This is a genomic window from Mycobacterium sp. (genome assembly GCF_004298145.1).
In the GTDB taxonomy this organism is placed as follows: domain Bacteria; phylum Actinomycetota; class Actinomycetes; order Mycobacteriales; family Mycobacteriaceae; genus Mycobacterium.
The window spans coordinates 110,426-125,947 of record NZ_SCRH01000017.1 but is presented as its reverse complement, the minus strand read 5'-3'; the positions used below and the strand labels follow the sequence as shown (position 1 = coordinate 125,947).

14 protein-coding genes are annotated in these 15,522 nt (G+C 70.2%); 2 read left to right on the top strand and 12 right to left on the bottom strand.

Features of this window, described 5'->3' with window-relative positions; all coding sequences use genetic code 11:
• Window positions 1-3 precede the first annotated feature (3 nt).
• The 7 genes from EPN51_RS07510 to EPN51_RS07480 all read right to left on the bottom strand — a co-directional run bounded on the left by EPN51_RS07510 (window position 4) and on the right by EPN51_RS07480 (window position 5,804).
• The gene (locus tag EPN51_RS07510; protein ID WP_003878471.1) at window positions 4-177 is read right to left on the bottom strand and encodes a DUF3117 domain-containing protein; all 174 of its coding nucleotides are present in this window, start codon (window positions 175-177) and stop codon (window positions 4-6) included.
• 166 nt (window positions 178-343) lie between these two features.
• Window positions 344-925 (bottom strand): DNA-3-methyladenine glycosylase I, encoded by a 582-nt coding sequence (gene tag / locus EPN51_RS07505; protein ID WP_293039435.1) that lies wholly within the window; start codon window positions 923-925, stop codon window positions 344-346.
• A complete protein-coding gene (locus tag EPN51_RS07500) occupies window positions 922-1,281 on the bottom strand; it encodes a DivIVA domain-containing protein (RefSeq protein WP_293039432.1) in 360 nt (119 codons plus the stop codon). The genes tag and EPN51_RS07500 overlap by 4 nt, the downstream gene beginning before the upstream one ends.
• A 58-nt stretch (window positions 1,282-1,339) precedes the next feature.
• The gene (locus EPN51_RS07495; protein ID WP_293039429.1) at window positions 1,340-2,338 is read right to left on the bottom strand and encodes a glucosyl-3-phosphoglycerate synthase; all 999 of its coding nucleotides are present in this window, start codon (window positions 2,336-2,338) and stop codon (window positions 1,340-1,342) included.
• Window positions 2,335-3,201 carry a dihydropteroate synthase gene (folP, locus tag EPN51_RS07490; protein WP_293039766.1) on the bottom strand — a complete coding sequence of 289 codons (867 nt, stop codon included), beginning with the start codon at window positions 3,199-3,201 and terminating at the stop codon, window positions 2,335-2,337. Before folP ends, EPN51_RS07495 begins: the two co-directional genes overlap by 4 nt.
• A gap of 185 nt (window positions 3,202-3,386) precedes the next feature.
• Window positions 3,387-5,165, bottom strand: coding sequence for a long-chain-acyl-CoA synthetase FadD6 (gene fadD6 / locus EPN51_RS07485; RefSeq protein ID WP_293039426.1), 1,779 nt, complete (start codon window positions 5,163-5,165; stop codon window positions 3,387-3,389).
• Between the two features lie 75 nt (window positions 5,166-5,240).
• Window positions 5,241-5,804, bottom strand: coding sequence for a TIGR00730 family Rossman fold protein (locus tag EPN51_RS07480; RefSeq protein ID WP_293039423.1), 564 nt, complete (start codon window positions 5,802-5,804; stop codon window positions 5,241-5,243).
• Between the two features lie 87 nt (window positions 5,805-5,891).
• On the opposite strand from EPN51_RS07480, the gene EPN51_RS07475 reads away from it, so the two are divergent.
• Window positions 5,892-8,018: an AAA family ATPase gene (locus EPN51_RS07475; protein WP_293039420.1), complete on the top strand. Its 2,127-nt coding sequence runs from the start codon at window positions 5,892-5,894 to the stop codon at window positions 8,016-8,018.
• On the opposite strand, the gene dapE is transcribed toward EPN51_RS07475, so the two are convergent.
• From dapE to EPN51_RS07460, 3 genes are all read right to left on the bottom strand, one after another.
• Entirely contained in the window at window positions 8,015-9,079 is a 1,065-nt protein-coding gene (dapE, locus tag EPN51_RS07470; protein WP_293039417.1) for a succinyl-diaminopimelate desuccinylase, read from the bottom strand. The two genes, EPN51_RS07475 and dapE, sit on opposite strands and share 4 nt — an antisense overlap.
• Window positions 9,080-9,352: 273 nt before the next feature.
• Window positions 9,353-10,510, bottom strand: coding sequence for a PPE family protein (locus EPN51_RS07465; protein WP_293039414.1), 1,158 nt, complete (start codon window positions 10,508-10,510; stop codon window positions 9,353-9,355).
• 37 nt (window positions 10,511-10,547) lie between these two features.
• The gene (locus EPN51_RS07460) at window positions 10,548-11,366 is read right to left on the bottom strand and encodes a PE domain-containing protein (RefSeq protein ID WP_293039411.1); all 819 of its coding nucleotides are present in this window, start codon (window positions 11,364-11,366) and stop codon (window positions 10,548-10,550) included.
• A 344-nt stretch (window positions 11,367-11,710) separates the two neighbouring features.
• Here EPN51_RS07460 and dapD point away from each other — a divergent pair, with 344 nt between their 5' ends.
• Complete coding sequence (gene dapD, locus EPN51_RS07455; RefSeq protein WP_293039408.1) at window positions 11,711-12,664, top strand: 2,3,4,5-tetrahydropyridine-2,6-dicarboxylate N-succinyltransferase; 954 nt, start codon at window positions 11,711-11,713, stop codon at window positions 12,662-12,664.
• Window positions 12,665-12,667: 3 nt separating this feature from the next.
• Here the strand turns inward: dapD and EPN51_RS07450 are convergent, their stop codons facing one another.
• Window positions 12,668-13,924, bottom strand: coding sequence for an MFS transporter (locus EPN51_RS07450; RefSeq protein ID WP_293039764.1), 1,257 nt, complete (start codon window positions 13,922-13,924; stop codon window positions 12,668-12,670).
• A 164-nt stretch (window positions 13,925-14,088) separates the two neighbouring features.
• On the bottom strand, window positions 14,089-15,510 hold the full coding sequence (locus EPN51_RS07445) for an acyl-CoA synthetase (protein WP_293039405.1): 1,422 nt from the start codon (window positions 15,508-15,510) through the stop codon (window positions 14,089-14,091).
• Window positions 15,511-15,522 lie beyond the last annotated feature (12 nt).

The following is a 15,522-nucleotide window of genomic DNA, read 5'->3' as shown; positions in this document are numbered from 1 at the left end:
GCCCTAGCTGGAGCTTGTGACGCCCTTGAGTTCGTCACCGAGGGCAGCGGCCTCGTCGGGCGTCAGCTCGACGACCAGTCGACCTCCACCTTCAAGTGGTACCCGCATCACGATGCCGCGCCCCTCCTTCGTTGCTTCCAGAGGACCGTCTCCGGTCCGGGGCTTCATCGCCGCCATCGAGTACTCCCTCCAGGTTCGAGCTGGCCCGGCCGTGCGGACCTGGTCGGCACCGAGCATGCCCCGCCAGCGAATTTCAAGCCATACCCGGCGTCGAACTGAGTTATCACCCCCCCATTGTCCCCTATCCAGGTCACCGCTTGTACAAAGACCCACAACTGTGTGCTCAGGGGGCGGTCGGGGGCACCCAGCAACCACGGATATGGTCGTCGACCATTCCGGTCGCCTGCATCAAGGCATACGCGGTGGTCGGGCCCACGAAGCGGAAGCCGCGCCGCTTGAGCTCACGCGCCATGGCCTTCGATTCGTCAGTGGCCGAGGGAATTTGGGACCCCTCGGCCGGCCGTGACCTCGGCGGCGGCGCAAACGACCACAGCAGCTCCGCCAGGTCCGCCGAAGTTCCCAGCTCCGCGGCCGCGCGCGCGTTGGCGATCGTCGCCTCAATCTTGGCGCGGTTGCGCACGATTCCCTGATCCGCCAGCAGCCGCTGCACGTCGGCGTCGGTGTACTCGGCGACCGCCGTGATGTCAAAGCCGGAGAACGCGCGCCGGAAATTCTCCCGTTTGCGCAGGATGATCAGCCACGACAGGCCGCTCTGAAAGGCCTCCAGGCTCATCCGCTCGAACAGGGCCACGCCGTCGTGCAACGGGCGGCCCCACTCCTGGTCGTGATAATCGCGGTACATCTCGAAGTCCGGCCCGGGCCGAATGGCTGCCCAGCCGCACCGAACCAGCTCGTCGTCGCTCACATTGAGTCCTGACGATCCTCGCCCTCGCCGGGTTCCCCGGAATCGTCCTCGGTCTGCGGTTCGGCGACCGGCGAGGCGTGCACCGCGGCCAACTGGCCGCGCAGAGCCTCCAGCTCGCGGGCGAGCCGATCCAGCACCCAGTCGACCTCGCTGGTTTTGTATCCGCGCAGCACCTGGGTGAACTTGACGGCGTCGACGTCGGAACCGGTCACCCCGTAGGCGGGCAGCACCGTCGCCGTCGTCCCCCGCGGCAGGGGCGGCAGCTGCTCACCGCGACCGAACAACAGGCTGGCCGCGCCGAACAGGACGATCGCCACCAGCACCAGAACCACCAGGTACAGCAACACCAACGCCACGGGATCGATATTGCCCTATGCCGCCGACACCGCGACGTCCAGCGTGACCCGCCGGGACCTACCGGGGTCTGATCACCTGCATCGGCGGCCGGTCCGCCAGCGACACCGGCGAGGTGTGCTGGGTGTAGCTCTGACCATTGGGCCCGTCGGGCCCGACGGCCACGAACTGGGTCAGTCCGACCCCGGAGTCGTGAATCCCGCAGCGCGACAGCAGGGTCGCGATGACCTGGCGGCTCATCGCGCCCAGCTCGGCCAACGGCCGGTTGCGGTGCGCCCGCACACCCAGGTTGACCTGGGCGATCGCGTCCAGACCCAGTCGGTCGAAGGTGTCCACCAGCAGGCCGATCTCCACGCCGTAGCCCGGGGCGAACGGCACCGAGGTCAGCAGCTCCCTGGTGGCGGCGTATTCGCCGCCGAGCGGCTGCAGCACGCCGCCCAGCTCGGGCCGCAGCGCCGCAAGCAACGGCCGGGCCACCAGCTCGGTGACCCGCCCGCCGCCGGTGGCGCCCGCGCTGCCGCCCACGTCGGCGACGATGAGGGGCCTGCGGTAGAAACTCTTGACCAGGTGAACACCGTCGCCGGTGACCAGGGGCCCGACCAGCCACGGCACGAACATCGGGTGCGGGTTGATCAGGTCGGAGTCGACGAACACCACGATGTCGCCGCGGGTGGCCGCCAGCGAACGCCACAGCGCCTCGCCCTTGCCGGGCCGTATCGGCACCTCGGGAAGCGCCTGCTCGCGGCTGACGACGCGGGCACCGGCGGCGACGGCCCGGATCTCGGTGTCGTCGGTAGAGCCGGAGTCCAGCACGATCAGCTCGTCGACCAGCCCATCGACCAGCGGTGAGATGCTTTCGATCACCGACTCGATGGTTTCTTCCTCGTCGAGGGCAGGCAGCACCACCGAGATGGTCCGCCCGGCCTTGGCGGCCTCCAGTTCGGCGATGGTCCAGCTGGGACGGTTCCAGCTGCGGTTGGCCAACCAGGTGTCTCCCGGCCGGGCGGCCAGCATCCCGTCGCTGGCGAGATCGCCGGCGACCAGGTCCGATGTCGTCATGCGAGCCCCCTCACCGTGCGGGCCGGCGGGCGTGTCCCCTGGATCGAGGCCACCATTTCCAGCACCCGGCGGGTCTCCGCGACCTGGTGCACGCGAAACATCCGCGCACCGGCGGCCGCCGCCAGCGCGGTGGCCGCCAACGTTCCCTCGAGCCGCTCGGTCAATTCCACACCCAGAGTCTCCCCGACGAAGTCCTTGTTACTCAAAGCCATGAGTACCGGCCACCCGGTGTTAACGAGATCGCCGACGTGGCGCAACAGCAGCAGCCCGTGGAAGGTGTTCTTGCCGAAATCGTGGGTCGGGTCGATCAGCACCCGTTTGCGGGCCACACCGCACGCGACCGCCCGCTCGGCGGCGGTGGTGACCTGGGCGATGACGTCGTCGACCACGCCGCGCGGGCTGGTTCCATAGGTCACGCGGAACGGGCGTGTGCGCGGCCGAGCGTTGCCGGTGTGCGAACACACCAGGCCCGCCCCGAACTCCGCGGCCACCTCCGGCAGGACGGGGTCGATGCCGGCCCAGGTGTCGTTGATCAGGTCCGCACCCGCCGCGCAGGCCACCTTGGCGACCTCGGCGCGCCACGTATCGGCGCTGATCACCTGGTTAGGGTAGGCGCCGCGCAGCCATTCGATGAACGGCACCAGTCGGGCGATCTCGGCGTCGGCGTCGACCTCTTGGCCCGGGCCGGCCTTGACGCCGCCGACGTCGATGACATCGGCGCCGTCGGCCACGGCCCGGTGCACGGCCGCCCTGGCGGCCTCGTCGCTGAAGGTCGCCCCCTTGTCATAAAACGAATCCGGGGTGCGGTTGATGATCGCCATGATCAGCGCGCGATCGCCTGCGACCGGGCGGCCGCACAGCATCGATTGGCCGGCTGGCGCCGACGGTGTCGATTGGCCGGCTGACGCCGACGGTGTCGATTGCACACGTATATGGTGCCCGGTCACCGGGTCGGGCGCGGCTCGGGGATGCGAGTGTGCGGCTAACCGCACACTGGACGCCGACTGTGCGGCAGGGCGCACAGTCGGCGCAGTCGGCACAGTCGGCCCTACGGGCGTTTCCCCTCGGCCACCTCGTCGGGGTACCCGTCGTAGAACGGCACGTAGCCGTCGCCGCGCCCGGCCAGCACGTATAGCGGGTCCTGCACGTCGGGGCCGTAGGCCTGCTCGCGCAACTCCACCTTGCGGCTCTTGAAGGTCGTGGTCTGCTCGATCGACTCCACCACCCGCACGAACAGCGGCAGCGCGTAGCCGGGCAGCTGCTCGTACACGGCGCGGGCGACGGACTGCCCGTCGAACTCGGCGCCGTCGCGCAGTTTGACCGCGGCCATCCCGGCCCGACCACCGGTGCGCGGCACCTCGACCCCGAAGACCGTGCAGTCCTCGACGGACTCGTCGGACGCCAGTGCCGCCTCGACCTGCGTGGTGGCCACGTTTTCGCCCTTCCAGCGGAAGGTGTCGCCGAGCCGGTCGACGAACGCCGCATGACCCAGACCCTGCGGGCTCATCACGTCGCCCGAGTTGAACCAGCAGTCTCCCTCACGAAAAGCGTTGCGCACCAGCTTCTTCTCGGTCGACTCCTGGTCGGTGTACCCGTCGAAGGGCTGCAGCCGGTTGACCGGGCTGAGCAGCAGCCCGGGCTGGCCTGCAGGCACCCGGCGCACCCGCCCACTGTCGTCACGCAGCGGCTGCCCGGTGTCGGGGTCGTATTCCACGTAGGCGACCGGCATCGGAAAGATGCCCGTGGTCCTGGGCACGTTGAAGATGTTGATGAAGGCGGTGTTGCCCTCGCTGGAGGCGTAGAACTCGCAGACGCGCGGGATGCCGAATCGTTTCGTGAACTCGTCCCAGATCTCCGGGCGCAGCCCGTTACCGCCGATCACGCGCACCCGATGCGCCCGGTCGGTCGGCTTGGGCGGTTGGTTGAGCAGGTAGCGGCAGATCTCGCCGATGTAGACGAACGCGGTGGCGTCATTGGCGATCACGTCGTCCCAGAACTTCGACGCCGAAAACGCCTTGCCCAGCGCCAGCGTCGCCCCGGAGTTGATCACCGACGACAGCGCCACGGTCAGCGCGTTGTTGTGATACAGCGGCAGGCAGCAGTAAAGGGTGTCCGAACTCTTGAGTCGCAACCCGATGCCGCCGAACGCCGCGAGAGCCTTCAGCCACCGCAAGTGCGTCATGACACTGGCCTTGGGGAAACCGGTTGTGCCCGAGGTGAAGATGTAGAACGCGGTGTCTCGGGCGTGCACGGCCGACGCCGACGCCGGGTTGGTGGCCGGAGCGCTGAGGGCGAACCGCTCCAGGTCTTCGACGGTGAGCGTCTGGGTGCCGCCCGAGCCGCCGCACTCGGCCACGGCGCTGACCAGATCGGTCTCGGCGATGAGCACCTTGGCTTCCAGCAGGCCGAGGCTGTGCGCGAGCACCTCGCCGCGCTGGTGGTAATTGAGCATGCCGGCGACCGCGCCGCACTTGACCACGGCCAGCATGGCGAGCACGGCGTTGGGCGAGTTGCGCAGCATGATCGCGACGACGTCGCCGTGGCCCACCCCGCGCGCGGCCAGCACCGCGGCGTATCGGTTGGCGGCCGCGTTGGCGTCGCGGTAGGTCAGTTGCTGGTCGCCGAACCGCACGAAGATCCGGTCGCCGTAGCGGGCGGCCCGCTCCTGGAACACCGTGCCGATCGATTTCTTGGAGCCCGGCTGGACCAGCAGCCCGGTCAGCAGTCCGCGCGCGATCACCGGCAGGTCGGCCAGCACGGCCGGCACCCGAGATGCGATGTCGGTCAGTTTGACCGCCGTGCGTGCTCCCCCGTCACGATCGGACACGTGATCCCCTCGATTCGTTTCCAAAAGTAAAGCTCGGCGGACAGCCTAGTAGGGGCGACCGAACCGTCGGCGGGCTCAGCCGGGCGCGCACGCGTCCACCGCGGCACTCACCTTGTCGACCAGCACCAATCGGTCGATCGCCGCCTGGGAGACGTAACCGCTGTCCAGCAATCCGCACAACCAAAGCCACAGCCCTTCGTAGTGACCCAACGGATCCAGCAGCACGATGGGTTTGTCGTGTAGACCGAGGTAGGCCGCCGTCCATGTGTCGAGCAACTCGTCGAGGGTGCCGATGCCGCCCGGCAGCGCAATGAACGCGTCGGCGCGGTCCTCCATGATCTGCTTGCGCTCATGCAGGGTGTCGCTGACGATCAGCTCGTCGGCATCGGCGTCGGCGATCTCGCGGCGCATCAATACCTCGGGGATGACGCCGACGGTGCGGCCGCCGCGGACCCGCGCCGCGCTCGCCACCGCGCCCATCGCCGAAACACGACCGCCGCCCCACACCAGAGTCCAGCCGCGCTCGGCGATCGCCTCGCCGAGTTCCGCAGCGACGCCGAGTAATTCGGGATGCTGCGGGCCGGACGCGCAGTACACACACACCGCCCACTCGCCTGCTGAATCGCGTTCCCCGGGCATATCCGCCAAAGGTAGACCAACCGCGACAGCCCCTCATATCTGGGGCTTTCGCCTTGCCGGCGGGCTCGTGCGCCATAAAATCCGGCAGTGCCGATTCGATGGAACGTCCCCCAACATGCGACGGCCTCAGAGCGGCTGGACGGGGCCTTGGGCGACGGGGGCCGGGGCGCGGTGGTGTTGGGACCCGACGGTGTCGGCAAATCCACCTTGGCCCGCGTCGCGGCCGAGCACTTCGCCGATCAGCATCCCGGCACGCTGATCCGTTGGGTCACCGGCACCCCGACCGAACGCGCGGTCCCGTTCGGGGCCTTCAGCCATCTGGTGCAGATCGCCGACATCGGCAAGCCCGCCGCGCTGCTGCGGGCCGCCCGCGCCTCCCTGGGCGGTGATGACCTGCTGCTCGTCATCGACGACGCCCAACACCTGGACGTGCTATCGGCCACGCTGGTCTACCAGCTGGCGCGGGCCGGCGGGGCGCGCCTGATCGTCACCGCCCGCGCCGATTCCGCCCCCGACGCGATCGCCGCGCTGTGGGGCGACGGGCTGCTCGCCCGGATCGATATCGAGGCGCCCGGCGGGACGACGCCGCCCAGTGAGGTCGACGCCTTCCTCACCGAGCTGCCCGCGGCGGCACGGGCGGTGCTGGACTACCTCGCCATCTGCGAGCCGCTGTCGCTCGCCGATCTGACCGTCCTCGCCGGCGACGGCGCGGTGGCGGAGACGGTCAAGTGGGGCGCGGCCGAGACCCGGGTGCGGGGCGGGACTTCCGACGACCCGGTCGTGTATACGGCGCACCCGCTGTTCGCCGATCGGGCGCGGGCCGCGCTCGACCCCGACGACGCGCGCCAGCGACGCACCGAGCTGGTCGAGCTGCTGTCACGGCATCCGTCCGACCACCTCAGCGACCGGCTGCGGCTGGTGTCGTTGGCGCTGGACAGCGGCGCGCCCCCACGGCCCGCCGACGTCGTCGCCGCCGCGCAGCAGGCGTTGCGACTGGGCGACCTGCCACTGGGCGAGCGGCTGGCCCGCTCGGCGCTCGAGCGCTCCGCCGGCCTGGCGGCCCGGCTCGCGCTGGCACACGCGCTGGCGTGGCAGGGTCGTGGCCGCGAGGCCGATTCGGTGTTGGCCGACGTCGACTCCACCGGGTTGACCGAAGCCGCCCTCATGGACTGGGCCTTGCTGCGGGCGGCGAACCAGTTCTGGATGCGAAGCGAGCCGGAGCGCGCCACCGCGTTCCTGCGGACCGTCCGCAACCGCGTCGCGGATACCGGCCCGCGGAACACCCTCGACGCGTTGAGCGCGACCTTCGCGATGAACGCGGGCAACGTCGCGCACGCGGTCAAGGTCGCCGGCGACGTGCTCGCCTCACCGTCGGCCGATGACCAGGCGGTGGCCTGGGCCGGGAGCGCGGCCGCGTTGTGCGCGGCGCGGCAGGGCCGATTCGATGACGTCGAGCCGCTGGCGCAGCGCGCCCTGGGCGCCGAACATCCCGGGTTGCTTCGGTTCACCATTGGGCTCGGCCAAACGACCACGCTGATGTTGGCGGGCCGGCTCGACGAGGCCCGCCAACTCGCCCGGCAGTTCACCGACTTCGCCGAATTGCAGCAGCCGGGCCGCGCGATCGGCGAGGTGCTGCTGGCGCATGTGTTGATCACCGACGGTGAATTCTCTTCTGCAGCAACGTTACTAGCCCCGGCTGCAGCTATTCTGCAACGCACCGGCTATTCGTGGGGCCCGCTGTCGCTGACCTTGTTGGCCACGGCGCTGGCCCAACTGGGCGACACCGCCGCGACGGCGAAAGCGTTGAGCAGAGCCGAATCCCGGCACGGAACCAAGTCCGCGTTGTTCGCACCCGAACTCGGGGTGGCGCGGGCATGGCGGCTGGCCTTGATGCGCGACTCGCACGGTGCGGTGGCCGCCGCGCGCGATGCCGCCCGCGCGGCCGAACGGGGCGGGCAGCGGGCCGTCGCAGTGCGCGTCTGGCACGAGGCGGTGCGGCTCGGTGACAGCCGGGCCGCCGATCCGTTGGCCCGGCTGTGCGGCGAGATCGACTGTGTCGTGGGCAGAATCGCGTTGGCCCATGCCCGCGCGCTTACCGCCGCCGATGCCGCGGCGCTGCGGGCGGTGTCGGACGAGCTGACGTCGATCGGTATGCACGCCGCCGCCGGCGACGCCGCCGCGCAGGCGCGGCGATGCGGCAGCGATAAGGCTTAGCCGTTCAGGTAGCCGCGCAGCATGTCCACCGCGGCGGTGATGTTGGCGACCGCCACGCGTTCGTCGCGCCGGTGCGCCAGGTTGGGATCACCGGGCCCGAAGTTGACCGCCGGTATGCCCAGTGCGGCGAAACGCGCGACGTCGGTCCAGCCGTACTTGGCGCGGACGTTACCGCCCGCGGCGTCGACCAGGGCCTTGGCGGCGGGTTGGGACAGCCCGGGCATCGCGCCCGCCGCGGCGTCGGTCCGTTCGATCTGCACGTCCAGCCCGGCGAGCACGTCGTGCACGTGTTGCAGCGCGTCGGGCACCGACCGGTCCGGGGCGAAGCGGAAGTTGACCGTCACCGCGGCCGCATCGGGAATGACGTTGCCCGCCACACCGCCGTCGATGCGCACCGCCGACAAGCCCTCTCGGTAGGTGCAGCCGTCGATGTCGACGCTGCGCGCTTCGTACGCGGCCAGCCGCACCAGCACCGCACCGAGTTTGTGAATGGCGTTGTCTCCCAACCAGGGCCGCGCCGAATGCGCACGGGTCCCGGTGGCGCTGACGACCACGCGCAAGGTGCCCTGGCAACCGGCTTCGATGTAGCCGCCGGTGGGCTCCCCCAGAATGGCCACATCGGCGGACAACCAGTCCGGGAGCTCGCGTTCGATGCGGCCCAATCCGTTTGCCGCTGCGTCGATTTCCTCGCAGTCGTACATCACCAGGGTCAGATCGTGCACGGGTTCGGCGACGGTGGCGGCGAGATGAAGAAAGACCGCGTCGCCGGATTTCATGTCCGCGGCGCCGCAGCCGTGCAGCTCGCCGTCCTCGTGGCGGCTGGGCAGGTTGCCGGCCACCGGGACGGTGTCCAGGTGCCCGGCCAGCAAGACTCGCGACGGCCGCTGGTGTCGCGTGCGCGCCAGCACGGCGTTGCCGTTGCGGATGATCTCGAAGCCGGAGGTCTGAGCGCGCAGCGCGGTCTCGACCTCGTCGGCCAGGCGCGCTTCGTTTCTCGATTCGCTGGGGATGTCGACCAGCGCCGCGGTCAGCGCGATCGGATCCCCGCGTAAGTCCAGCACGCTCTCAGGGTAGTGGCGACCGCCAGGGCGGCGGAGCCGGGCGCAGCGGGTCGCCACCACACAACATCAGTGCGACCGCCAGGGCGGCGGAGCCGGGCGCAGCGGGTCACCACCACACAACATCAGTGCGACCGCCAGCGCGGCGGAGCCGGGCGCAGCGGGTCGCCACCACACAACATCAGTGCGACCGCCAGCGCGGCGGAGCCGGGCGCAGCGGGTCGCCACCACACAACATCAGTGCGACCGCCAGCGCGGCGGAGCCGGGCGCAGCGACTACACGAGCAACCGCGTGGGCATCACCGTGGGCTTGACGCCGTAACGCGGCCCCATGCCATAGCCGCCGCGCCCGGCCGAGGCGACCGCCGGCATACCGGTCGCCCACGTCGTGTGCGCCTCTTCGGTGGGTGCGACCCACCCCGAGCCCGCGGGCGTCGCGGCGGGGGCCGTGGGTGTGGCCGCGGACCAGGCGACCGGCGTCGACAGGCCGCCGACCGGAGCGGCCGAGCCCATGCTCGCCAGCACCGGCGCGGCCCCGACGGCCGCCGTGCTCACCGGGGCCGTGGCGCCCAGCAAGGTACCGCCGCCGACCGCGCCTCCCACATCGCTGGCCAAGCCGGAAGCAGCCGCCGCATCGAGGGTGTGGTTGTAGAGGATGTTGGACACGATGGTGTTGAACACGTTCCAGGACACCACGTCGAAACCGGCGTTGCCGATGTTGTTCACCACCGGGTTGCCGAGGAAACTGTCCAGCCCGCTCAGCCCCGCCGGCGGATCCAGCGGGGCCGCCAAAAGCGACGTCGCGGTAGGGGCGCTGGACACGACCTGCTGGAGGGCGCTCGTCTGGGTGCTCGTGGCCATCGCCCGGGAGACGGCCATGGACTGCGCGCCCAGCCCACCCGGCTGGTTGGTCGGCGCCGGCGAGGTCAACGGGCTCAGCCTGCCCGCGGTCGCGGACGCCGCCGCGTACCCATACATGGCGGCGGCATCCTGGGCCCACATTTCGCCGTACTGCGCCTCGGTGGCCGCGATCGCCGCGGTGTTCTGCCCCAGGACGTTCGTCGCGGTCAGGGCCGCGAGCTGGGCCCTGTTGGCCGCGATCAGCGGGGGCGGCACCGTCATCGCGAAGGCCGCCTCATAGGCCGCCGCCGAGGCCATGGCCTGGGAGGCCGCCTGCTGCAGCTGGGCGGCGGTGGTGTGCATCCACGCCAGGTATGGCTCGACGGCGGTGGCCATCGCGACCGAGGAGGGGCCGATCCACTCCTCGCCGGTCAGGTTCGAGATCGCCGACTGGCTGGCGGAGGCCGTCGTGGCCAATTCGTCGGCGAGGGCGCTGAACGCCGCCGCGGCGGCCATCATCGGCCCGGCTCCCGCGCCGGTGTACATGCGGAGGGAGTTAATCTCGGGGGGAAGTGCTCCGAAGTCGAAAGTCATTGCGTCACTCCTGTTCTGTGCTGATGTCCGGTGGGTGCTAGATGGCCGGCTTGGGCATCACGGTGGGCTTGACGCCGTAGCGCGGCACACCGAGGCCGTAGCCGCCGCGTCCGGCGGTGGCCATCGAGGGCAGGCCGCCCGGCACGGCGGTCACCGGCGCGCCGTGGGGTGCGGCGCTGGTGAAGCCCGCGCCGACCAGCTGCGCCGGGGCCGGGTTCACCGACGGAACACCACCCGCCGCCCAGCTGGGTGGCACCGACAACGCGCCGATCGACGGCCCGCGACCCATGCTCGCCAGCACCGGCGCCGCACCCACGGCCGCGGGCGCCGCCGGCGCGGGCGCGGTCGCTGAGGTGAGACCCCCGGTGAAATTGGGGATCCCGGCCGCGCCGGGGACGGGAGCGAATTGCCCCTCGCCCAAGGTGATGAAGTCCGACGCCGCGGCGCCGACGCTCTGCCCCCACCCGATCCCGGTCCCGAGGCTGGTGGTTCCCGCGGGCGGCGCGGCGGCCGCCGCGCCCGGTGCGGCGTTGGGGGTGATTGCCTGCAACGTTGCGGCGCTGGTTGTCATCCTGTTCGCGGTTTCCGTCGCGCCATAGGAACCGGCGCTGGTATTCAGGTTCTTCACCATCGTCTGGTGGATCGCGCTCGCCTGCCTGCTGACCTGCTGGTATAAGACGCCGTAGGCGGAAAACTGTGCGGCCTGCAGCGCGGAGACTTCGTCGGCGGCCGCCGGAGCGATGCTCGTGGTCGGCGCTGCTGCGGCGGCGTTCTGCGCGTCCATCGACGAGCCGAGCGCTTCGAGCACGCTCGCCGCGGCCATCAGCGCATCGGGCCGAGTGGTGACAAAGGACATGGTTTTCTCCTTCTCTAAACGAGCCGGCCCCTTGCGGACCCGCGACGTTGGCTCTGCGCAACGCCCAGGACATGACCAGCCGATCCCGGGAGCGAGGTACCCCGAAACGGCAAGGTTCACGCGGTTGACCTGGCAAGACGGCTGACCTAGAAACGCACGATGCAGCGGATGCGCAGCGAGGGCCGAGTCACGTTGCGCGGGTCAGCTTTTCATATGCGGCCGCGCGGACGGTCCGTCGCCCCGGTGTGTCGGCCCACAAAAGCGCAGCTGATCGCGGCGTTTCGCGCGTCCCCCCCACCGGGGCGACGGACCCGCGGCGCAGGCCGGCAAGTACCCTGACCGCCGTGACAAGAGCAGCAGGTGCCGAAGGGATAGGCCTGGCGACGCTGGCCGCCGACGGGTCGATCCTCGACACATGGTTTCCCGCACCGGAACTGGCCGAATCGGGCACCGGTGCCACGTCGCGACTCGTGCTGTCCGACGTCCCGCCCGAACTGACCGCACTGATCGGCCGGGACGACGACCGCGGCACCGAGACCGTCGCCGTGCGCACGGTCATCGGCTCGCTGGACGACGTGGCCGCCGACGCCTACGACGCCTACCTACGGCTGCATCTACTGTCGCACCGGTTGGTGGCGCCGCACGGGCTGAACGCCGGCGGCTTGTTCGGGGTATTAACCAATGTGGTGTGGACTAATCGCGGGCCCTGCGCCGTCGAGGGGTTCGAGGCTGTCCGCGCCCGGCTGCGCCGCCACGGGCCGGTGACGGTTTACGGCGTCGACAAGTTCCCGCGGATGGTCGACTACGTGTTGCCGACCGGGGTGCGCATCGCCGACGCCGACCGGGTGCGGCTCGGTGCCCATCTGGCCCCGGGCACGACGGTGATGCACGAAGGCTTTGTCAACTACAACGCCGGCACGCTGGGGGCGTCGATGGTGGAGGGTCGCATCTCGGCCGGCGTGGTGGTGGGCGACGGCTCCGATATCGGTGGTGGGGCCTCGATCATGGGCACGCTGTCCGGCGGTGGCACCGAAGTCATTTCGATCGGCAAGCGTTGCCTGCTCGGCGCCAACGCGGGCCTGGGCATCTCACTGGGCGACGACTGCGTCGTGGAGGCCGGCCTCTATGTCACCGCGGGCACCAAGGTCATCACGCCCGAGGGTAAAGAGATGAAGGCGCGCGAGTTCTCCGGCGGCAACAACCTGTTGTTCCGGCGCAATTCGCTGAGCGGGGCAGTCGAGGTGGTGGCCCGCGGCGGCCAGGGCATTGCCCTCAACGAGGACCTGCACGCCAACTGAGGATCAAAGCGCCGTGCCGTTGGTTTCGGGCAGTAGATAGGTGCACACCACGCTGACCGACGTGAGGGCCGCCAGCATGAGCCCGATCGCCCAGCTGCCGTAGGTCACCAGCAGGGCCCCGGCGACCAGCGGCGGCGACGCGCTACCAACGATGCCGGCGAGGTTTTGCGCCAGCGCGGTTCCGCTGTAGCGGTAGCGGGTGGCGAACAGCTCGGGGATGAACGCCGCCGTCGGGCCGGAGCCGATCGCCGCGACTGTGCACATCCCGACGATCGCCACCGCATAAAGGACCGGTTGGCCCGTATCCAACAGCGGCATCACCAGAAATGACCACAGCAGACAACACGTCCACCCCACCAGCATGATGCGACGGCGCCCGAGCCGGTCGCACAGAACGGCCGAGGTCACCATGAACGTCATGCTTGCGAGCCCGCCCAGCGCGCCGACGAACCAGATGAAGTTGCGCGAATACCCCAGGTGGGAGTGCGCGTACATCGCCAGGTAGGTGTTGGCCATGTAGATGAACCCCAACGCGCCGAGGATGCTGCCCGCGGCCAGCGCGATCTCACGGCGTTGCAGGCGCAGCAGCTCCGCGAGCGGTGTTTTGGGTATCAGCTCACGCGCCTTCTCCTCCGCGAACACCGGGGTCTCCTCGATGTTCAGGCGCACATACAGGGCGAGCGCGACCAACACCGCGCTGAGCAGGAAAGGCACCCGCCAGCCCCACTGCAGAAACGCCGGACTGCCTTCACCGACGGTGACGTTCACCCCGAGAAAGGTTGCGCTGCTCAGCACGGCCGCGGTGCCGCCACCCAGCAACGTGAACACGCCGTAGCGGCCACGCTGGTCGGCCGGCGCGTATTCGGCGCTCAGCAACGCCGAGCCCGCCCATTCGCCGCCGACGGCGAACCCCTGCAACAGCCGAAGCGCCACCAAGATCAGCGGCGCCGCGGCACCGATCGCCCCGGAGCTGGGGATCAGGCCCACGCACACCGTCGACAGGCCCATGATCAGCAGCGTGGAGACCAGGGTCTTCTTGCGCCCCAGCCGGTCCCCGAAGTATCCGAACACGGCCGCGCCGAGGGGCCGGGACAAAAACGCCGTCGCAAACGTTCCCATCGAGGCAATCGTGGCGCCGGCAGTGCTCAGGTGCGGGAAGAACACCGTCGGGAACACCAGCGCCGCCGCGGTGCCGTAGATGAGGAAGTCGTAGAACTCGATCGCCGAGCCGACGAAACAGGCGGCCGCGATCCGCCTCATCGGCGTGGGCCCGATCACGACGGTCGTGGCGGCGCCACCCGGTGGTCGGTTCCGTCCTTGCACTTTTACGACGGTACCTGCCGCCCGTTGGACCGCGAGCGTATCGCGACTGCGAAGAATCGAGCTGGGTTTCGCAGTGTGGTTACGCCCGCGCGGAACGACGCTCAGCCCTCGGACAGCAGCTGCTTCTTGAGGACCTTGCCCATGGCATTGCGGGGCAGCGCGTCGACGACGCGCACCTCACGCGGCCGCTTGTGCACCGAAAGTTGTTGCGCGACATAGTCGATCAGTTCGTCGGCGCTCAGCTCCGCCGCTCCGACGATGTACGCGACGATGCGCTGCCCCAGGTCCGCATCGGGCATCCCCACCACCGCGGCCTCCTGCACGCCCGGATGCCCGAGCAGCACCGTCTCGATCTCGCCCGCGCCGATGCGGTAGCCACCGGACTTGATCAGATCGACCGACTCGCGCCCCACGATGCGGTGCATCCCCGCGGCGTCGATGACCGCGACGTCACCGGTGCGGTACCAGCCGTCGGCGTCGAACGCCTCGGCGGTGGCGTCCGGTCGATTCAGGTAGCCGTCGAACATCATCGGACCGCGAACGTGGAGCTTCCCGACGGTTTCCCCGTCGTGCGGCACCGGCCCGCCGTCGTCATCGAGCACCCGGGTCTGCACCCCGGCGAGCGGCAGACCCACCCACCCCGGGCGCCGCTCGCCGTCGGCCCGCGTCGAAATGGTGATCAGCGATTCCGAGGCGCCGTAGCGTTCGACGGGCTGATGCCCGGTCAACGCCGCCAACCGGTCGAACACCGGAACCGGCAGCGCTGCGCTTCCCGAGACCAAAAGCCGCGCCGGGCCCAGCGCCCGGGCGGCCGCCTCGTCGGCCACCACCCGCGACCACACCGTCGGCACGCCGAAAAACAGCGTGCCGCCGAAGTCGGTGCGGGCGTGGGCGTAGCCCGCCGGCGTCGGCTTTCCGGTGTGGATGAAGCGATTTCCGATCCGCAGCGAGCCGAGCAGGCCCAACACCAGGCCGTGGACGTGGAAGAGCGGCAACCCGTGCACCAAGACGTCGTCGGCTGTCCATTGCCAGGCTTGCGCGAGCGCGTCCAGGTCGGCGGCGATCGCTCGCCGGCTCAGTACCACCCCTTTGGGCAGCCCAGTGGTGCCGGAGGTGTAGATGATCATCGCGGTGGCGTCGGGCGACGGCTCGGGGTAGCGGTGCCAGGAGCGGGCGTGCAAGCGGACCGGGATGTGCGGCAGCCCTTCGGGCTTGTCCGGAGCCGCCCCAAGCCAGGCGTGCGCTCCGGAATCGGTGAGCATGTGGTGGCGTTCGGCCGCGCCGACGTCGGCGGGCACCGGGACGAAGGGCACTCCGGCGATCAGGCACCCGGTGACCGCCAGCACCGTCTCGGCGGTCGGGGCGGCCAGGATGGCGACCCGGCCCGCGCCGCCCACCCGCTCGGCCACCGAGGTGGCGGCACCGACCAGGTCGCTGCGGCTGAGCACGGTGCCGTCGATGCGCACCGCATCGTCGATATCGGTGGCGGTTACGACCGAGGGATCAAGGGACGCCAGCAGCACGTCAGCAGGCTA